This window comes from Flexivirga caeni (assembly GCF_003724155.1).
Classification (GTDB): domain Bacteria; phylum Actinomycetota; class Actinomycetes; order Actinomycetales; family Dermatophilaceae; genus Flexivirga; species Flexivirga caeni.
In genome coordinates, this window is sequence record NZ_RJJQ01000008.1 from 71,694 (window position 1) to 91,363 (window position 19,670).

12 protein-coding genes and 1 riboswitch are annotated in these 19,670 nt (G+C 69.9%); of the genes, 3 read left to right on the forward strand and 9 right to left on the reverse strand.

Translation table 11 applies throughout. The features are described from left to right. Nucleotides 1-14: 14 nt before the first annotated feature. Genes EFY87_RS09415 through EFY87_RS09430 form a run of 4 tightly spaced genes read right to left on the reverse strand, consistent with a single transcriptional unit; the run spans nt 15 to nt 9,691 of the window. Complete coding sequence (locus tag EFY87_RS09415) at nt 15-419, reverse strand: YjbQ family protein (protein ID WP_123271229.1); 405 nt, start codon at nt 417-419, stop codon at nt 15-17. Then, nucleotides 409-3,531, reverse strand: coding sequence for an adenylate/guanylate cyclase domain-containing protein (locus EFY87_RS09420; protein WP_123271230.1), 3,123 nt, complete (start codon nt 3,529-3,531; stop codon nt 409-411). The genes EFY87_RS09415 and EFY87_RS09420 overlap by 11 nt, the downstream gene beginning before the upstream one ends. Next, entirely contained in the window at nt 3,528-6,593 is a 3,066-nt protein-coding gene (locus EFY87_RS09425; RefSeq protein ID WP_158607571.1) for an adenylate/guanylate cyclase domain-containing protein, read from the reverse strand. Before EFY87_RS09425 ends, EFY87_RS09420 begins: the two co-directional genes overlap by 4 nt. A gap of 23 nt (nt 6,594-6,616) precedes the next feature. After that, nucleotides 6,617-9,691, reverse strand: a complete 3,075-nt coding sequence (locus EFY87_RS09430) for an adenylate/guanylate cyclase domain-containing protein (RefSeq protein WP_148043295.1) — start codon at nt 9,689-9,691, stop codon at nt 6,617-6,619. Between the two features lie 90 nt (nt 9,692-9,781). Here EFY87_RS09430 and EFY87_RS09435 point away from each other — a divergent pair, with 90 nt between their 5' ends. Then, the gene (locus EFY87_RS09435; protein WP_123271351.1) at nt 9,782-10,207 is read left to right on the forward strand and encodes a cyclic nucleotide-binding domain-containing protein; all 426 of its coding nucleotides are present in this window, start codon (nt 9,782-9,784) and stop codon (nt 10,205-10,207) included. A gap of 113 nt (nt 10,208-10,320) precedes the next feature. Here the strand turns inward: EFY87_RS09435 and purH are convergent, their stop codons facing one another. Continuing rightward, complete coding sequence (purH, locus tag EFY87_RS09440) at nt 10,321-11,928, reverse strand: bifunctional phosphoribosylaminoimidazolecarboxamide formyltransferase/IMP cyclohydrolase (RefSeq protein WP_123271233.1); 1,608 nt, start codon at nt 11,926-11,928, stop codon at nt 10,321-10,323. Nucleotides 11,929-11,956: 28 nt separating this feature from the next. Beyond that, a riboswitch (ZMP/ZTP riboswitch) is annotated at nt 11,957-12,033 on the reverse strand. Between the two features lies 1 nt (nt 12,034). After that, entirely contained in the window at nt 12,035-12,652 is a 618-nt protein-coding gene (gene purN, locus EFY87_RS09445; RefSeq protein WP_123271234.1) for a phosphoribosylglycinamide formyltransferase, read from the reverse strand. 99 nt (nt 12,653-12,751) lie between these two features. Between purN and EFY87_RS09450 the strand changes: the two genes are divergently transcribed. Both EFY87_RS09450 and EFY87_RS09455 read left to right on the forward strand, forming a co-directional pair. Beyond that, nucleotides 12,752-13,960, forward strand: a complete 1,209-nt coding sequence (locus EFY87_RS09450; protein WP_123271235.1) for a cell division protein PerM — start codon at nt 12,752-12,754, stop codon at nt 13,958-13,960. Between the two features lie 19 nt (nt 13,961-13,979). Further along, a complete protein-coding gene (locus EFY87_RS09455) occupies nt 13,980-14,639 on the forward strand; it encodes a prepilin peptidase (protein ID WP_123271236.1) in 660 nt (219 codons plus the stop codon). An 11-nt stretch (nt 14,640-14,650) separates the two neighbouring features. Here EFY87_RS09455 and sucD read toward each other — a convergent pair whose 3' ends face one another. From sucD to EFY87_RS09470, 3 genes are all read right to left on the reverse strand, one after another. Then, nucleotides 14,651-15,532 carry a succinate--CoA ligase subunit alpha gene (gene sucD / locus EFY87_RS09460; protein WP_123271237.1) on the reverse strand — a complete coding sequence of 294 codons (882 nt, stop codon included), beginning with the start codon at nt 15,530-15,532 and terminating at the stop codon, nt 14,651-14,653. 35 nt (nt 15,533-15,567) lie between these two features. Then, nucleotides 15,568-16,746, reverse strand: coding sequence for an ADP-forming succinate--CoA ligase subunit beta (gene sucC / locus EFY87_RS09465; protein WP_123271238.1), 1,179 nt, complete (start codon nt 16,744-16,746; stop codon nt 15,568-15,570). Between the two features lie 150 nt (nt 16,747-16,896). After that, entirely contained in the window at nt 16,897-19,629 is a 2,733-nt protein-coding gene (locus tag EFY87_RS09470) for an FtsX-like permease family protein (RefSeq protein WP_158607572.1), read from the reverse strand. Nucleotides 19,630-19,670: the final 41 nt, after the last annotated feature.

The window sequence follows — 19,670 nt, forward strand, 5'->3', positions numbered from 1 at the left end:
ACCGGCGAACCGGGTCAGCCCGGGATCAGCGACAACCGCACCGTCCGCACCGGATTGTCGACGTTGAGGTCGACCAGGCAGATGCTCTGCCAGGTGCCGAGCGTGAGTCGTCCGTCCACGACGGGCACCGTGGCGTATGGCGGGATCAGTGCCGGCATCACATGCGACCGGCCGTGCCCGCGGCTCCCGTGCGCATGCTGCCACCTGTCGTCGGCGGGCAGCAGGTCCGCGAGCGCCGCCAGCAGATCGTCATCGCTGCCCGCACCCGTCTCGATGATCGCGATGCCGGCCGTGGCGTGCGGCACGAAAACGTGCAGCAGCCCGTCCGGGCCGACCCGGGCGAACTCCGCGCAGTCCCGGGTGATGTCGAGCACCGCCTCGGTGCCGCCGGTGCGGAAAGTGCGCTGCTCAGTGCGCATCAGTAGCTCCCCTCAGCCGGCTCGCCGCAGCCAGCCAGTCGTCCACGTGATCCGCCATGATTTCCGCACCCTTGCGCCGGTAGGCGTTTCGCGCCCGGTCTGCGGCGCCGGCGGCCGACCGTGCGTCACCCAGCAGCAGGTGGGTGACCGCCTCGTCGACTGCCTGCTCGGCGAGGGTGATCGGCATCGACATACCCGCAATCGCCGCCCGTGACTCCTCGACCCGTGTCAGAGCAAGGCCGGCGTTGCCCGTCGCAGCCAGCAGTTGCGCGACGACCGAGTCACGCAGGCCGGGGCTGTACCCGTCGTCCTCCAGCGTGGGCGTTTCCAAGTCGCCGTCGAACGCGTCCAGCGCCCCGTCCAGGTCCCCCGCCCGCAACCGCAACCGGACGACCCACATCCGGTTGTCCAGCTGCATGATCGGCGCAATCTGGTCCAGCGACTGCACGAGCACCTCCGCGGCCTCAGTGGCCTCGCCGAAGCTATAGAGCGCCATCGCCCACCGATCCGCTTCTCGGGCAAGGTAATCCGGCCCGCTGGACAACGCCTTCGTCTGCTCCCAGTCCTGCGTCGAGCCGGCGCGGTCGCCCTGCATCGCCCGCAGCCACACGCGCAACGGCAGCAGGCTGAGCACCCGCTCGCGCCGTGCCCCGCCCGCCGCGATCGCCTGGTCCACGTCCTGCAGCACCAGCTCGACCGGCTCGTCACTCCACATCGCGTATTCGACGCGCGCATTGGTCAGTCGCCGGCGCACCGGCCGGTCCCCCGCAGCCGCCGCGATCTCGGTCAGCCGGCTCACCTCGCCGAGCCCCTCGGTCATCCGTCCGGCCAGCCCGTAAGCGATCACCCGAGCCCAACCCACGTCGAGCACGATCGACGACAAGTCGTCGAATTCCGCTGTGGCACCGACAAGTTCGGTGCTCATTGCGATGCCTTCGAGCGGTGTCGTCGCGGCAGTCTGCAGGCGCCCGGCAAGCAGCAGCCCTTCCCGGTGGACCAGCCAGGCCGGTGACTCGTCCAGCTTCTTGTCGAAGCGCTGCACCACTTCCTCGACCTCGTGGAAGCTCATGTGGTCAGAGCGCATGAACGCCCGGTGCGCGACGTCGTGCAGCTTGGGGTCGCCGTCGGCATACAGCGGGATGAGATCGAGGTATGCCGCCCGGGCACCCGGCTCGCCGCGCAGGTCCAGCTCCTCTGCCGCGTCGAACGAAGCAGCTGCCGCCCTGTCCCGCACCCGGGACAGCAAGGCGGTGTCCGACGACACTGCGGCCAGCTCGGCATACGCCTTCCGGGCATGCTCGGCGATCGCCATACGTTGCGAACCTTCAAGCCGCTCAGCATTTTTCGTGAGCCAGTCGGCTGCGCGCAGGTGCCGCTCGGAGCGCACCTGGCGCGCCTGGGTGCGGTAGGCGGTCTCCATCAGCATCGACTGGGCGAACGCGTATCGGGTGAAGCCGGAGCTGTCCTGGCCGACCATCTCCAGGATGTTCAGCTGCCGCAGCCGGCCGGCCACCTCGTTGCCGGTGTCCTCCGGGTCGGGGTTCGCGGTGCGCACCGGACCGACCGCCTCGGCATAGAACTCGCGGCCGAGGACGGCGCCGACCTCGCAGAAGGCACGCTCCATCGGCGTCAGCCGGTCGAGCGTCGCCTCGAAGAGCGTGTGCACCGAAACCGGCAGCTCCTCCCCGTCGCACATCGAGCCGAGGAGCACCTCGAAGACCTGCGGGTTGCCGTCGCTGCGGCGGATCAGCGCGTCCAGCGCGACCTCCGGTGATCGGCCGGATTCGGCTGCGGCTGCTTCGAGTTCGGGCATCCGCTCGGCGGCCATCTCACGCAGCTCGCCGGCACTGAGCGGGTCGACGGGCTCGACCCGGGACTGCTGCCCACCGCCCCACATCGGCCGACGCTCGAAAAGCTCCGGCCGGGTGGTGCAGATGGTCAGCACCGGGTCGGTCAGCAGCGGCTCGACAAGCTGCTCGATCAGGTCGAGCATCGGCTCGCTCGCCCAGTGAATGTCTTTCCACCACAACGCGATCGGTCCGTTCAGCGACAGGCGCGAGATCACCTTGCGCACAGCCCACACGATGTCCTCGGTGGAGGTCGGCTCCTCCGACCGCGCCGTCGCCGACTCAAGCCGGCGCACGATCGCGGTGGCGGTGCGCTCGTCGAAGAGACCCTGCACGGTCTCGGCCCAGTCCTCGCTGATCGCCGAGAGCAGCTTGGCAAGCGGCCCGTAGTTGCCGTCCGTGCCGAGCGGCTGCGCGATGCTGCGCAGCACCCGCAAACCGTCCCGTCCGTCGACGAATTGCCCCACCAGACGGTTCTTTCCGATGCCGGGCTCACCGACATACGTCAGGAACCAACCGGCGCCGCGTCGCTGCGACCGGTCGGCGATCGCGTCGAGGTCGCGCAGTTCCGACGCGCGCCCGACGAACGGCGTGCGCCGGATGTCGCCGACCCGCCCGTCCCGGTCGGACACCTTGTAAACGTCCTGCGGCTCGGTCTTGCCACGATGGGTGATCGGGCCGACGAAGTCGAGCGACACCTCGTTGCCCACGAGCGCGGCCACCGTGTCGCCGACATACGTCTCGTCGGCGTCGGCCGCTGCCTCGAGACGGGCCGCGACGTTGACCGCGTCGCCGGTCACCGAGAACTGTCCGTCCGGCTGGTGCGTCACGAAGACTTCGCCGGAGTTGACGCCGATCCGCACGCGGAGCCGCTGGCCGAGCTGGGCCTGCATCCGGCCGGATAGGTCGTGCACTGCGGCGTGTATGTCGGTGGCCGCGCGCACCGCGCGGATCGCGTCGTCCTCACGGGTGGCCGGGACGCCGAAGACCGCCATCACCGCGTCACCGATGAATTTCTCCACGGTGCCGCCGTACTTCCAGACGATGCGGGACACCGCATCGAAATAGCGGGCCAGCCCGGCGCGCAGCGCCTCCGGGTCGATCGACTCACCCAGCCCGGTGGACCCGACGATGTCGACGAAGAGGATGACGACGTGCTTGCGGACCGGCGCCTGAAGCGCACCGGTTGCGAGCGCCGCACCGCAGTTGGGACAGAATTTCGTGCCGGCGGGTGAGTTGAAACCGCAACGCCAACAGGTGATCACGAGGCGTCATTCTTCCAGGCGCCGCCCCGGAGGCGCTCCGCGTTGCCGACCCATCGCTCGACCTGAGGCACCAGCGCGGTCGCACCCTTGGTGGTCAGCGCGGCGCGTGCCTGGCCGGCGGCTTCCTGCCGGGCCGCGTCGTCGCCGAGCAGCTGCTCCACGATGGCGCGCATGGTGCACCCGAATGCGGCGTTGACCGGGCTCTCCTCCGGCGGGTCCACCCGCTCCGGGATCTCGATCTGCCGCAATGCGCCGATGCGGTCGCCGCGCAGTGCGCACTGCACGGCAAGCATGTATGCCGTGCTGACGTCCTCCTGGAACGCCAGGCTCGCGGGCAGGTCCACCGCAACGACCCGCTGCGAGCACTCGACGGCGAACGCCAGGTCACCATCGAAGATCGCGTCGCGCGCGGCGCTCCCCAGCATGGCGGTGACGAAGCTCGGCGACTCGGTCTCCGCGGCTCGCGCCGCCCAGAAGCGGGCCGCATCACCCGGAGCGCTCTCGGCGAGCAGCAACCGCGGAAAGTGCTGCAAATCATAGGCTCTCAGCCGGACCGGAACGTTCTGCAGCGCGGCATCAAGCTGCTCCCACCAGGACCGCGCCTCCTCCAGCTCACCGCTCATCGCCAGCGCTCCGGCCAGCACCGCGGTCGTGGTGCGCCAGATGTGCGCGTGCCCGGAGACCAGCTGCTGCAGAGTCCGCGCGTCGGTGATCACCTCCTGGACCGGGGTGGTCCCGGTATACGCGATCTGGAGGTCGATGTTGCGCCACATGCGCTCGCTGAAGTGCTGCCCGTCACGTCGTGCCCGCGCGATCGCGGTCAGGCACAACTCGTGACAGGCGGACAAATAGCCGAGGTTGGCTTCCGCCTGCGCGAGATAGAGCGACACCAGGTCGACCGCCAGCGGGTGGACTGATCCGAGGTCATCCAGTTCGGCGAGCAGCCGCCTGCCCTCGGCACGGGTCTGCTCCAGGGTGAGCTCGCCGCTGCTGACCGCGGCCCAGTGCCGGATGGCGGTGCGCGCCACCCGCCATACCGGATCGGCACCCATCGCCGTGTCGAGCCGGTCCAGCCAGCCGCTCCAGCGGGACACGTCGGTCAGGTCGGTGCGTTCCAGTGCGACCGCGTGGGCGACCTCGAAGTGCCGGGCGTCACCCCCGGGCAGCACGTCGAGCAACCGGTCGATCGCGTCGGGCGTTCCCGGGTCGCCGCGCAACCGCATCGCGCGCATCGACTCCATCGCGGCGTCGGCCGCCGCGGCCTGCAACTGCGTCCGCTCGGTCAGCGATCCGTCGATCTCCTGCGACAGGTCGAACGCGCGCTGCCGGTGCGACGCGACGAGTGCGACGGAGTCGGCGGGTATGGCGTCCCGGTGGCCGGCGATCCAGTCGGCAAGTGCCGAATGCCGGGTGATGCGAGTGCGTTTCGGCATTGTGCGGTATGCCGTCTGCATGAACACCGCCTGCGCGAAGCGGTAGTCACCGTCCCCGGCGACCTCCAGCACGTTGCGGTCGCGCAGCCGGTCGAGGACGGCGCCCGCATCGGACACGCCGGCGAGCGCCGCGACCGGGGCGGCCGGGAAGAGGCGGCCGTAGACCGCCGCCGACTCCACCACAGCGCGTTCGTCGGGGCCGAGCCGGTCGATGGCGGCCTCATAGAGCTGGGTCACGGAGGCAGGCAGCGCTCCCCCGGCGGCCACCGACTGCGCGAGCAGCTGCACCACCTGCGGGTTGCCGTCGGCGCGAGTGACCAGATCCTCGGCGGTGATATTGGCCTCGCCGGCCTGCAGGGCGATCCGCTCGGCCGCGAGCGTGAGCATCTCGTCGTAGTCGAGCGGTTCGAGGTCCTCGACACGGGCCTTGCGGCCACCGCCCCACCCAGGGTCGATCTCGAAGAGCTCGGGCCGGGCGAGGCCGATCGTCAGCACCGGCAGCGTCCGGGTGGCAGCCGCGAGTGCGCCGATGAACTGCAGCTGCGTCGGCGTCGCCCACTGCAGGTCGTCCCACACCGATGCGACCGGCGTGGTCTCGCAGACGGCGGCAAGGAGTGCCCGGACCGCCCAGACCACGTCGTCGACGGAGGTCGGACTGTCGGACATGCCGACCGCCGATCGGAGCCGTTGCAGCACCGGTGGTGCGCAGTCGCCGAGCAGCCCCTCGGCACACGCCTGCCAGTCGTCGGCCAGGCTGGCGAGCCAGCGGGTGAGCGGGGCGAACGTGCCGGTGGTCATCGCATCGCAACTGCTGGCGACGACCCGCAGCCCGCCGCGCCCGCCCGTGAACTGCCGGACCAGCCGGGACTTGCCGATGCCAGGGTCACCGACATACGTCAGCAGCCAGCCCTGGCGCCGCATGGCAGACCGGTCGGCAAGGACGTTCAGATCGGCCAATTCGACTGTGCGGCCTACGAATGCGGGTTCGCGCACTTCGATAATGCGGTCCTGGTCAGCGGCGACCCGGAAGACTTGTTGCGGCACCGTCTTGCCCTTGTGCACGATCTCACCGACGTCGTCCAGGACGATCTCGCCGCGGACGAGTTCGGCAACGGTGTCGCCGACGTACGTCTCGTCCGTGCCAGCAGCAGCCTCCAGCCGCTGAGCCGTGTTGACTGCATCCCCGGTCACCGAGAACTGCCCATCCGGCTGATGGGTGACGAAGACCTCGCCGGAGTTGACGCCGACCCGGACGTGCAGGCCAGGCAGGTCGGCAACTGCTTCGTGTATGCCGGTGGCCGCGCGCACCGCGCGGATCGCGTCGTCCTCGCGGGTCGCCGGGACGCCGAAAACCGCCATCACCGCGTCGCCGATGAACTTCTCGACTGTGCCGCCATACGACCAAATGACGCGGGAGACGGCGTCGAAGTAGCGGGACAGCCGCTCGCGCAGCGCTTCCGGGTCGGCGCCCTCACCCAGCGTCGTCGACCCCACGAGGTCGCAGAAAAGGATCACCACGTGCTTGCGCACCGGCGCCTGCAACCCGCCCTGGGTGACGGCTGCACCGCACGAGGCGCAGAAGCGTGCGCCGTCGGGCAGGTCGGCTCCGCACCGCACACAGGTCGTCACGGAAAGCCATTTTGCCTGGTGGGTCAACCGGTTACCGCGTCTGCTGCCGTGCGCAGCCTGTCGGCATTGGCGACCCAGGCGTCGACCTGGTCACGCAGCGCCACCGCGCCCTTGGCGTCGAAGGCTTCCTTCGCCGCTTCGGCTGCCGTGCGTGAGGCGGCTTCGTCGCCCAGGAGGTGCTCGACGATGGCTGCCAAACTGTTGATATAGCCCGCCTCCAGCAGGCTCTCCTCGGGTCGGTCGATGCCCGTGGCGCGGTCCATCCACGCCTCCGCGCCCGGGCGATCGCCGGCAAGGGCGCACTCAATGGCGTGGGTGAACGCGATCGCGTTGTCCCGGTGAGCTGACAAGTTGTCATGCAGTTCGATCGTGCCGGCCTGGCCGCGCATCGTCCGCGCCGTCGCAAGATCCCCCGCAAAGATCGCATCCCGAGCGGCGCCGCTGATGCAGCCACATGCCAGCGTCGGGATCGAGAACCGCTGTGCCTTGTCGACGAGCTCGGCCCAGGCATGTGCGGCGTCTGCGAGTCGCCCTGCCGCGGACAGCATCCGCGGCAGGTACTGCGTGACATGAGGGAGCCGCTCCACGTCATCGCCGAGCGCTGCGGTCAGGTCATCCCACTCGTGCCACGCAGCGTCGAACTGCCCGTTGCACGCCAGCGCACTCGCCAGCACCGACGTCGTCGTGGCCCAGAGTCCCCTGTTCGCGGCGACCATCGATTGCACGTGACGGGTGTCTGCGATGACCTCACGGAACGGCGCATTGCCGGAGTTGCCGATCTGGATGTCGAAGTTGCGCCAGACCTGTTCGAAGAAGCCATCCTCGCAGGCGTGGGCCTGTGCGATGCCTTCGAGGCACAGCGCATGGCAGGCGGTCAGGTTCCCCAGATCCGCCTCCGCCTGAGACAGGTAGAGGCGCGCCAGCTGGACGGCGTTGGCCGGTGCGTCCGGAAAGCCCCCCAGTCTCTCACGCATCGCCCTGCCTTCTGTGCGTGCTTCGGCTGCGGTCAGCAGTCCAGTACGCATTCCGCGGTGATGGCGCAGGACCGGACCCACCACCTGCCAGACCGGATCAGCGGCCATCCTGGCTTCGATGCGCTCTCCGACCTCGGTCCAGCGCGACCGATCGCGCATGAAGTTGGTGCCGACGACCAGGTGGCTCAGCGCCAGCCGGAAGAACCTTGCGTCGCCGGGTGCCAGGAGCTGACTCACCTGATCCAGCAGGTCGGGCATGGACGGGTCGCTGCGCAACTCCATCGCCCGCAGCGCATGCATCCCGCTGGCTGCAGCCGACTCGCGCAGCGATGCCAACTCCTCCGGCGGCCCGTCGATCTCCTGCAGCAACTCGTACGCCCGGCGGCGGTGGGACGCGACCAGAGGCACGGTGTCGGTGGCAACCTCGTGACGGTGTTCCGCCAGCCAGTCGGCGAGCGCCGCATGCCGAGTGATGCGAGTGCGCTTGGGCATCGTGCGGTATGCCGTCTGCATGAACACCGCCTGCCCGAAGCGGTAACCACCCTCGCCGGTGACCTCCAGCACATTGCGGCTGCGCAACCGGTCGACCACGACGCCCGCGTCGGCGAGCCCGGCGGTCGCTGCCACCGGCGCGAGGGGAAAGCTCCGGCCGTAGACGGAAGCGACCTCGACCAGTGCCCGCTCGTCAGCGGAGAGCCGGTCGAGCGCCGCCTCGTAAAGCTGGGTCACCGACGCCGGCAACCCCTCGCCCGCCGCGGCCGACTGCGCGAGCAGCTGCACCACCTGCGGGTTGCCGTCGGCACGCGCCACCAGGTCCTCCGCGGTGAGGTCGATCTCGTTGTCCTGCAACGCGATCCGCTCAGCAGCCAGCGCCAGCATCTCCTCCTCGCCCAGCGGTATGACGTCCTCGACCCGCGACTTGCGACCACCGCCCCAGGCCGGGTTGGCGTCGAAGAGTTCCGGCCGGGTCAGGCAGATGGTGAGCACAGGCAGGTTGCGGCACGCCGTGGCGAGTCTGCCGATGAAGTCCAGCTGCGCTTCCGTCGCCCAGTGCAGGTCGTCCCACACCGAGGCGACCGGCGCACTCTCGCTCAGCTTCGCCAGCACCGTGTGCACCGCCCAGACGACGTCGTCGATGGAGGTCTGCGCGTCCGAGCGGCCGACCGCGGGGCGCAAGCGGTGCAGCACCGCAGCTGCATCACCCCCGAGGAGGGTCTCGACATACGCCTCCCAGTCGGGGTCGAGGCCGGAGAGCCAGCTGGCCAACGGCCCGAACGCGCCGGTGCTCATCGCGTCGGCGCCGCCGACGACGACGCGCAGGGCGTCGCCGCGACCGGCCGCGAACTGGCGGACCAGCCGCGACTTGCCGATGCCTGGCTCCCCGACATACGTCAGCAGCCAGCCCTCCTCGCGGGCGGCCGCGCGATCGGCGAGCGCGGCCAGGTCGGCCAGCTCCACCTCGCGACCGACGAACGCCGGTTCGCGCACCTCGACCATCCGGTCCTGGTCCGCGGCGACCCGGAACACCTGCTGCGGCACCGTCTTGCCCTTGTGCAGGACCTCACCGACGTCATCCAGCACGACGTGCGCACGGACGAGTTCGGCGACGGTGTCCCCGACATACGTCTCGTCGGTGCCGGCCGCGGCTTCGAGCCGCTGAGCGGTGTTGACCGCATCGCCCGTCACCGAGAACTGCCCGTCCGGCTGATGGGTCACGAAGACCTCGCCGGAATTGACGCCGATGCGCACGTGCAGCCCGGGCAGGTCAGCGACCGCTTCGTGGATGCCGATCGCGGCCCGCACCGCACGCACCGCGTCGTCCTCCCGGGTGTCCGGGACGCCGAAGACCGCCATCACCGCGTCACCGATGAACTTCTCGACCGTGCCGCCATACGACCAGATCACGCGGGACACCGCGTCGAAGTAGCGCGCCAGGCGCTCACGGAGCGCCTCGGGGTCGGCACCCTCACCCAGCGTCGTCGACCCCACGAGGTCGCAGAACAGGATCACCACGTGCTTGCGCACCGGCGCCTGCAAACCACCCTGCGCGACGGCCGCGCCGCAGGACGAACAGAAGCGCACCCCCTCGGCAAGCTCGGCCCCGCAGCGAGCGCATGTCGTCACGGATAGCGAATCTACCCGGCAGAGAGCATGCTGCGCTGCTAGGTTGGCTCGGTTACCGCACCGGTGTTCACGTCTCGAAGGGGTTCGTCCATGGCAAGCGCCCAGCTGAAGCAGATCCTCGCTGGCATCGACCTGTTCGCTGGGCTGAGCCCAGCGGCCATCTCGCAGATCGCGGAGAGCGGCTCGACCTTCCGCAGCGGCCCCGGTTCGCACGTCATCACCGAGGGCGCGCAGGACAGCGGTCTGCGCGTTGTCCTCGCCGGCTCCGCGACCGTCGTCGTCGGCGGCGAGGAGCGCGGGCAGATCGGCGTCGGCGACTACGTCGGCGAGCTGTCGATGATCGACGGCGCGCCGCGATCGGCGACCATCACCGCCGGCCCGGACGGTGTCGAGACGTTCGCGCTGTCACCGATGGCGTTCATGCCGCTCGTGCGCGGTGACGGCGACATCGCCGCCGCCCTGCTGAAGACCCTCGTCGCCCGGCTGCGCAAGGTGGAGGCCGCCGCGCATCACTGATCGACCGGCACAGTAACGCATCGAGCGGCACACATATTCGGGGTGAATATGTGTGCCGCTCGATGCGTTTGTGTACCGCTCAATCTGGGGGTGAGCTTGCTCCCGACGGACTTTCAATGCGCGAAGTGGCGGGTGCCGGTGAAGTACATCGTGACGCCGGCCGCCTGGGCGGCGTCGATCACCAGCTGGTCGCGGATCGAACCACCAGGCGCCACAACGGCTTTCACGCCGGCGTCGAGGAGCACCTGCAGGCCGTCGGGGAACGGGAAGTAGGCGTCCGAGGCGGCCACCGAGCCGCGCGCACGGTCCGCGCCGGCGCGACTGACCGCGAGGTGACAGGAGTCGACCCGGTTGACCTGACCCATCCCGACACCGACGGAAGCGCCGCCGGAGGCGAGCAGGATCGCGTTCGACTTGACCGCGCGGATCGCGCGCCAGGCGAACTGCAGGTCGGCCAGCGTGGCGTCGTCCGCGGCGTCGCCGGAGACCAGCCGCCAGTTGGCCGCGTCGTCACCGCCGGTGATCGTGCCGTCCTCGTCGCGCACGACCGCGTCGACCTTGTCGACGCGCTGCATCAGCATGCCGCCGCTGATCGGGCGGATCTCGACCGGATCCCGCTGCTGGGCGTCCTCCGACGAGAGTCTGAGCAGCCGGATCGCCTTGCGCTTGCCGAGGATCTCGACCACACCGGGCTCGAAGTCGGGTGCGACGACCACCTCGGTGAAGATGTCCTGCACCGTCTCGGCCATCTCGACGGTGACCGGCCGATTGGTGGCGATCACCCCGCCGAACGCCGACATCGGGTCACACGCGTGCGCCTTGCGATGCGCGTCGGCAATGTCCGAACCGACAGCGATGCCACAGGGATTCGCGTGTTTGATAACCGCGACGGTCGGCTGGTCGCCGTGGTCGTATGCCGCCCGGACCGCCGCGTCGGCGTCGACGAAGTTGTTGTAGGACATGGCCTTGCCGAAGAGCTGCTCGGCCGACGCGATGCCGGGACGCCAGTGCCGGTAGAGCGCCGCTGCCTGGTGGGGGTTCTCGCCATACCGCAGGTCGCCCGCCTTGACGAAGGTCGCGCCGGACCAGCTGGGGAAACCGGTGCCGTCGCTGGTGTCGACATAGACGTTGCCGATCCAGTTGGCGACCGTGTTGTCGTAGTCGGCAGTGTGCTGAAAAGCCTGCGCTGCCAGCAGTTTCCGCTGGTCCAGGGTGAAGCCGCCAGCGGCGACAGCGTCCAGGGTTGCGGGGTAGGCGTCCGGGGAGGTGACGATCGCGACGCTCGGGTGGTTCTTGGCTGCGGCGCGCACCATCGAGGGGCCGCCGATGTCGATCTGCTCGATGCACTCGTCGGGGGTCGCGCCGGAGGCGACGGTCGCCCGGAAGGGGTAGAGATTGGAGACAACCAGTTCGAACGGCGCAACACCCAATTCGTCCAGTTGCGAGAGGTGTTCGGGGATGCGCGTGTCGGCCAGGATGCCGGCGTGGACCTTCGGGTGCAGCGTCTTGACCCGGCCGTCGAGGCACTCGGGGAAGCCGGTGAGGTCCTCGACCTTGGTCACGGGTATGCCGAGGCCATCGATCAGGGCAGCGGAACCGCCGGTGGAAACCAGCTCGACGCCGGCGGCGTGCAGGCCGCGCGCGAGGTCTTCGAGACCGGTCTTGTCGTAGACGGAGATGAGTGCGCGCGTGATCGGACGGCGGCCTTGCGGCTCGGACATGACTCTCCTTGCAGGGATCAGTGATGGCTGCGCGCACCCAGGCGGGCGATACGCGCGATTCCACTCCCCGGTGGTTACCCACCTGCGCCAGTCGTGTGGGCCTAGCTTATCCGACCCGCACGCGTCGGCCCTCGACGGTGAAGCCGTCGCGGGCGAGCCGGCCGACCCACTGCACCAGCTGCGGGCGCTCGGCCTCCTTGATGCGCTCGGTGAGGGTGTCGACGGTGTCGTCGTCCTCCACCGGCACCGCACACTGCGCGACGATGGCGCCTGTGTCGACGCCGGCATCGACCACGAAAAGCGTTGCGCCGGCGAGCTTCACGCCATACTCCAGCGCGTCGCGGGGGCCGTGTATGCCGGGGAAGCTCGGCAGCAACGCGTTATGACTGTTGAGGTAGCGCCCGCCATACGCCACGAGGAAGCGCTCCCCCACGAGCTTCAGGAACCCCGCCGACACCACCAGCTCCGGGTCGTATGTCGCGACGTGCTCCGTCAGCGCGGTGTCCCAGGCCGCCCGGTCAGGGTAGTCGCGCACCCGGCAGACGAACGTCGGAACACCCGCACGCTCGGCCCGCGCGAGCCCTTCGACGCCGTCCCGGTCGGCGCCGACCGCGGCGATGCGCACGCCATACGCCGGATCCTGCGCGGCGTCGAGCAGCGCCTGCAGCAGTGTCCCCGAGCCGGAGACGAGCACGACGATGGGCACGGGCTGGGTGTTCACCACATTCGGCAGGCTACCGAAACTATGTAACACCGGGGAATCCGCTGCCGCCCGGCGAGTCTGCACGAATCACCGCCCGATCCCCGCGACCATGGCTGCGACATGAGTCTTCTGGATCGCACCCGCAGCTCCGTGCCCAGCTCGCCCCGGACGCCCGCGCCCCGCGACTGGCGGCAACTCTCGATCGCCGTCGGCTACGGCGCCGTCGGGGCGGTCACGCTCGCACTGGTGCTCGTCGCGCCGGTCATGGTGGCGTGGGCGGCCGACCCGCACAGCACGACCTCGTGGACCGACGCGCTCAGCTTCGCCGGCGACGGCTGGGCGCTCGCGCACCGCGGCCACGTGTCGGTCGCCGCACACACGCTGACCCTCGCGCCGCTGGTGCTGACCGCGCTTGCCGTGCTGTTCGCGCGGATGGCGGCCAAGGCCATGCTCACCCACCTGTCCGAACGCTCCGGCGCATGGTGGGAGGGGCCTGCGGCATACCTCGGCGGGTATGCCGTCACCGGCCTGGTCATCACCGCACTCTCCCACGGCGGACCGGCCAGCCCCAGCCTGCTCACCGTGCTGCCCGGCGCGCTCGTGGTCGGATTTGCCGGCACTCTGTGGGCGCTGCTGCGCAGCGATGAACCGGTTGCCGACCAGGCCAAAACCTTTGTCGACGAACACGTTTCACTCTCGACACGTCGCGCGCTGCGCCCGGCCGTGCGCGGTGTGCTGGCCTACCTGGGCATCGGCTTGGTGATCGTGCTGGTGCTGGCGCTGACCCACGCGTCACGCATCGGCGACCTGCAGGGGCAACTGCACCCCGGACTGCTCGGCGGCGTAGTGCTGTGGGCCGGTCAGCTGGCCGCACTGCCCAACCTGGTGCTCTGGGCCGCCGGGTGGACGACCGGCGCGACCGTGCAACTCGGCGCGGTCAGCGTCGGCAGCGGCTCGGTGCACGGCGGGATCCTGCCGATGGTGCCGCTGCTCGGCGGAGTGCCCGGCGCGGGCCCACTACCACTGGTGGCCACGCTTGCCCCGTTGCTGCCGGTGCTGCTCGGGTGCTTCGTGGGCCATCGCGCGCTCGCCGGCCTGACGACCTACGCGTCGCTGCGCACGAAGGCCGCGACGGCTGCCCAGGCGGCCGGTATGACGGTGCTCATCGTGCTGCTGCTCAGCTGGCTGTCCACCGCCGGCGTGAGCGGAGGATCGCTGTCGTATCTCGGCCCGTCGCTGCTGATCGTGCCGCTGCTCGCGGTCGAACTCGTGCTCGGCGCGCTCATCACGACCCTGTTGCTGCACTGGAAACGAGCCGTGCGCCGCTGACCGGCTAGCCTCTAGCCGCATGAACCCGTGGCTGATCGGCGCCCTTGCCGGAGGTATGGCGGTGCCCGTCGCGGCCGCACTACGCACCCGGCTGCGGACCGAGGCGCACCGGCATGCCGACGAGAGCGGCACACCCACCCGTAGCCACCTCTGGCTGCTCGCCGCCCTGCCGCTCGTCAGCCTTCTCGTCGCGCACGCCCTGGCCGAGCGCCACAACGCTGGTATGACGCTCGTCTCGTGCCTCAGCCTGCCGGTGCTCGCGGCGCTGGCCGCGATCGACCTCGACGTGCACCGGCTGCCGGACGCGCTGACCTATCCGCTGGCGTTGCTCGCGGTGTTCATCGCAGCGGCGGCCAGCCTGTCCACGGGTGATTGGCCGGCGTTGCTGCGCGCGGTCCTCGCGGGTCCGGCGCTCGGCGCGGCATACCTGCTTCTGCTGGTGGTATCCCCTGGCGGCGCCGGGATCGGCCTGGGCGACGTCAAGCTCGCGGTCGGTCTCGGCGTCCAGCTGGGCTGGTCGTCCTGGACGGCCGTGCTGACCGCGACGATGGCCGGTTTCGTGCTGGGCGGGGTCTGGGCGGCGGTGCTGCTGATCGGCCGGCGCGCGACCCGGAACACCCAGATCGCGTTCGGCCCGTTCATGATCAGCGGCACCGTCCTGACCCTCCTCGGCGGTTGAGCCGCGAAACCTCAGCTGCCGCGCAGGATCTCGCGCATCAGCTCGGCGGTCTCCGACGGCGTCTTGCCGACCTTCACCCCGGCGGCCTCGAGCGCTTCCTTCTTGGCGGCAGCCGTGCCCGAGGAACCGGACACGATGGCGCCCGCGTGACCCATCGTCTTGCCCTCGGGCGCGGTGAAGCCCGCGACATACCCGACGACCGGCTTGGTCACGTGCTCCTTGATGTATGCCGCAGCGCGCTCCTCCGCGTCACCGCCGATCTCGCCGATCATCACGATCGCCTTGGTATCGGGGTCGGCCTCGAAGGCTTCCAGCGCGTCGATGTGCGTGGTGCCGATGACCGGGTCGCCGCCGATGCCGATGGCGGTGGTGAAGCCGAAGTCCCGCAGCTCATACATCATCTGGTAGGTCAGCGTGCCCGACTTGGAGACCAGCCCGATCGGGCCCTTGCCCGCGATCGTGTGCGGCGTGATGCCGGCCAGCGACTCCCCGGGGGTGATGATCCCGGGGCAGTTCGGGCCGATGATCCTCGTCTTCTTGCCGATCGAGTAGTTGTAGAACTCGGCGGAGTCCTTCACCGGGATGCCCTCGGTGATGACGACCAGCAGCGGGATCTCGGCGTCGATGGCCTCGATCGCGGCGTCCTTGGCGAACGCCGGCGGCACGAACGCGACCGACACGTTCGCGCCGGTGGCCTCCATCGCCTCCTTGACGGTGCCGAAGACGGGCAGCTCCTTGCCGCCGATCTCGGCGGTCGTGCCGGCCTTGCGGGCGTTGACGCCGCCGACGATGGTGGACCCGGCGTCGAGCATCAGCGCGGTGTGCTTGGAGCCCATGCCACCGGTCATGCCCTGGACGATGATCTTGCTGTCAGCGTTCAAAAAGATTGACATTCTTGAAGGTTCCTTTTTCGTATGCCGTCAGCGGATCACTTGGCGGAGCCGGCGAGCTCGGCGGCCTTCGCCGCGGCGCCGTCCATCGTGTCGACCTGGGTCACCAGCGGGTGGTTCAGCTCGTTGAGGATTGCCCGGCCCTTCTCGACCGCATTGCCGTCAAGGCGGACGACGAGCGGCTTCTTGGCGTTGTCGCCCAGGATCTCGAGGGCACCCTTGATGCCGTTGGCAACCTCATCGCACGCGGTGATGCCGCCGAAGACGTTGACGAAAACCGACTTCACCTGCTCGTCGCCGAGGATGACGTCCAGCCCATCGGCCATGACCTGCGCGTTGGCGCCGCCGCCGATGTCGAGGAAGTTGGCGGGCTTCACGTCATACTGCTCGCCGGCGTAGGCGACCACGTCGAGGGTGGACATGACCAGTCCCGCACCGTTGCCGATGATGCCGACCTGGCCGTCCAGCTTGACGTAGTTGAGGCCCTTCTCCTTGGCCTTCGCTTCCAGCGGGTCGGTCGCGGACGTGTCCTCCAGCGCCGCGTGATCCGGGTGGCGGAAGTCGGCGTTGGCGTCGAGGGTCACCTTGCCGTCGAGGGCGACGATGTCCCCGGCGCCGGTCTGCACCAGCGGGTTCACCTCGACCAGGGTGGCGTCCTCACCGGTGTAAACGTCCCAGAGCTTCTGCAGCACCGGGGCGATCTTGGCGCCGAGCTCGGCGTCGAAGCCGGCGGCGTCGACGATCTCCTTCGCCTTGGCTTCGTCGATGCCGACGTTCGGGTCGACGGCGACGCGGGCGAGGGCGTCCGGACGCTCGACGGCGAGCTGCTCGATCTCCATGCCGCCCTCCTTGCTGCACATCGCCAGGTAGCTGCGGTTGGCCCGGTCGAGCAGGACGGAGAAGTAGTACTCCTCCTTGATGTCCGCGCCCTGGGCGATCATCACGGTGCCGACGGTGTGGCCCTTGATGTCCATGCCCAGGATCTCGGCGGCACGCTCCTTCGCCTCCTGCGGCGACTTGGCGACCTTCACGCCGCCTGCCTTCCCGCGGCCTCCGGTCTTGACCTGTGCCTTGACGACCGTCACGCCGCCGGACGTGGCGCCAATCTCGGCCGCGGCCTGCTCGGCCTGCTCCGGGGTCGTGGCGGTCTGGCCGGCCAGCACCGGCACGCCGTGCGCTTCGAACATGTCGCGCGCCTGGTATTCAAAGAGATCCACGCGGAATCCGTCCCTCATGTCGCTTCTGGAAAGAACTTCTGAAGGCTCGAGGCGTCCGGAGCGTGCCGCGGACGGCGGGCGTCCGGACCTCGTTGTCCAGTTCGGATGCTAGTGGTATGGCGCTTCCGCGCACCCGCTGGGTCGGCGATTTCAGGTCAGCCGGCGGGTCATCGGCACCCGGCCACGGGTTGCGAGCGCGGCGAGCGCCCCGGCGAGCAGGGGTATGCCGATGGCTACCGCCAGCAGCATCGCCCACGGGATGACGGTGATGGTGTGGTGGTGGCCGCCCAGCGCGCTCCGCGTCGCGGGATGGCTCGCGGCATACCCGGCGACGCACCCGACGACCAGGCCGAGGAGCGCTCCGAACAGGCCTACCGCCGCCGCGTTGGATCCGGCGATCAGCCGGCGCAGCCGCGACGGTGCGCCCAGCGAGGCGAACGTCGCACTGTCCGCGCGGGATTCGGCGTTGGACAACGCGGTCGAGGTGAGGGTGGCGACGAGGACCAGCAGACCGAACACAATGCCGATGACCAGCCAGATCCAGTTGTCGACATCCTGGTAGCCGCGCTCGACGTAGAGAATGTCGCCGGATCCTGCCGGACCGTTCAGCCGGTCGCTGATCGTCTGCGCCGCGCTGCGGGGAACACCGCCGGGGTTGCGGATCAGGACGCCGGCGAGGTAGCTGCCGCCCGGCAGCTTTGCCGCCGCGTCCGTCGAGATGAGCGCGGAAGCAGTGATGAGCGAGCCGTAGGTCGTGACGGATTGCCCATCGTTCGTCGTGCGCTGGGGTAGCTGCATGGTGAAGAACGGTTGCGGGCTGAGCGCGACCGGCACCGAGACCTTCGCGGTGACTCGGGCATCCTGCAACGGTCCGGTGCTCGATAAGCGGCCGGTGCCGGTGACGACCGTCATGGCACGCTTTTGCGCCGCTGGGCCGCCGGGCAGCAGGACGCGGCCGGCACGCAGCGCCGCCACATCGTTCGCACTCAGTGCGAAGACACGGGCCAGTTGGGCAGGCGTCGCCGCGACCAGGAGGTTTCCCCACGACGGAGCGAACACCGGTGAGCAGGAAGAGTCGCCCGGGCCGGCCAGCGCCTGGGTGTCGCTGCAGCCCGATTGATAGCCCGCGGTCACCTGCACCAGGTCTCCATCATTGCCACCGCCGCTCGCACTCGGCGAGCCGACCGATCGCAGCTCGGTCAGTGCCGCGCGCGGCAACTGATCGCGGATGACCCGGATGGCATCCGGGTCGACCGCGGCCCCGTCGGTCGCAGTGACCAGGGCCTGGCCCATCGGCAGGCTGGGCTGGTAGGCCTCCTGCATCGCGCGGTTGTTGCTGGCGAGGGTGATGGCCGTGGTGGTCAGCACGGCGACCGTGGCCAGGATCGCGCCGGTCGTCGCGACGGCCCGGCCGCGCTGGCGGCCGATGTCGCGCACCGCGATGCGCAGCGGGAGCGGGAAATGACCGGCCAGGCTGCCGAGCCGGGCGAGTAGCCAGGGTGCCGTCATCAGCGTGCCGACGAAGAGGGACACCGAGCCCAGGATGATGCCGCCGACGACCAGGGGGCTGGTGTCGGCAGCGTCGCCGTCTCGGCCCTCGCTGGCGACCAACGCGATCGGGAGCAGCACGGCCCCCACCGCGGCGATCACCAAGCCGGCGATCGGCCAGCCGGCGCGCACCTTCGCGACCGACACGTGACCACGCAGCACGGCGATCAGGTTGACCCGGGAAGCGGCCACCGCAGGCACGAAAGCCGCGGTGAGAGAAGCGAATACGGCGACAGCCAGCAGGATCAGCCCCCAGCCGAAGCGCAGGTCGAGCGGGCCGGGCGCGGCCGAGGTGGGCGACCAGTGCGCGTAGGCCTGCACGGCCAGCCACCCGCACGCAGCGCCGAGCACGAGGCCGATGATCGCCGAGAGTGCGCCAAGCAGCAGCGCCTGGGCGAGCACATAGCGGCGCAGCTGCGCCTTGCTGGCGCCGTTGCTCGCGAGCTGGCCGAGCGCGCGGCGGTGCCGGGCGCCGCTTGCCGCGAACGCCGGGCCGGCGAGCAGCGCGATCACGAGGACGAGCCCGGTGCCGAGCAGGATCAGCAGCGAGGTGTTCCCTGAATCGCCGGCTCCGAGGAACTGATTTCCGGGATCTGCCTGCGCCTGCCCGGGATGCTCGATCACCGACCGGCTGGCGACCAGGAGGCCGTAGCGGTTCAGTTCCTTGACCTCCGGCCAGCGCACCGGTGACTTCCGGTCCAGCACCCACGACGTTGCCCGACCGCTCGGCAGCGCGACCAGCGACTGCGCGTTCGGGGTGTCCGCTCGGCCGACGACGGTCACCGTGCGGGTCATGCCGCCACTGTGCAGGGTGAGCGTGCCGTGCGTGGGTATGCCGTCGGCGGCACCCGCCCGGCTGACCAGCACCTCGTCGGCCGTCCGCGGCCACCGTCCGGCGGTGAGACGAGCCATGCCGTCATACGCGTGCCGGCGGCCGTCGATGCCGAGCGTCGATGCGAGCATCGACCGGTGCGCGAGCACGACATACGGCTGCGACCAGGTCACTGGGAGCACCGTGCCGCCGGTGACGCCCTGGATGTCGCGTGCGGTCGGCGACTTCGGATCGCCCCGGAAATGCAGGGTTTTCGGCATGTTGCCGTCCATCATGCCGAAGGCGACACCGCTCCAGTCCTGCACGATCGCGTCCGAGCCCTGCACCGTCAGCCGCGCCTGACTCGCGCCCATCGTCCGGGGGATGCCCTCGCGCGGGCTGACGACGTTGGTGAAGGCGAAGGTGCCGCCTGCGGCGATGAACAACAGCGGCAACCCGATGAGCAGCACCACGAGCACGGCGCGGCCGCGGTGCTTGCGTATGTCGCGGGCGGCGAGCCGCAACGAGACTCGCCAGCCCCCGACATACCCTCCGATGCCCCCTG

Excerpts from the sequence above, each read along its gene's own strand:
- EFY87_RS09455 (WP_123271236.1), top strand. The coding sequence starts at position 13,980 with ATGAACCCGTGGCTGATCGGCGCCCTTGCCGGAGGTATGGCGGTGCCC.
- sucD (WP_123271237.1), bottom strand. The coding sequence starts at position 15,532 with ATGTCAATCTTTTTGAACGCTGACAGCAAGATCATCGTCCAGGGCATG.
- EFY87_RS09435 (WP_123271351.1), top strand. The coding sequence starts at position 9,782 with ATGGCAAGCGCCCAGCTGAAGCAGATCCTCGCTGGCATCGACCTGTTC.
- EFY87_RS09415 (WP_123271229.1), bottom strand. The coding sequence starts at position 419 with ATGCGCACTGAGCAGCGCACTTTCCGCACCGGCGGCACCGAGGCGGTG.
- EFY87_RS09450 (WP_123271235.1), top strand. The coding sequence starts at position 12,752 with ATGAGTCTTCTGGATCGCACCCGCAGCTCCGTGCCCAGCTCGCCCCGG.
- purH (WP_123271233.1), bottom strand. The coding sequence starts at position 11,928 with ATGTCCGAGCCGCAAGGCCGCCGTCCGATCACGCGCGCACTCATCTCC.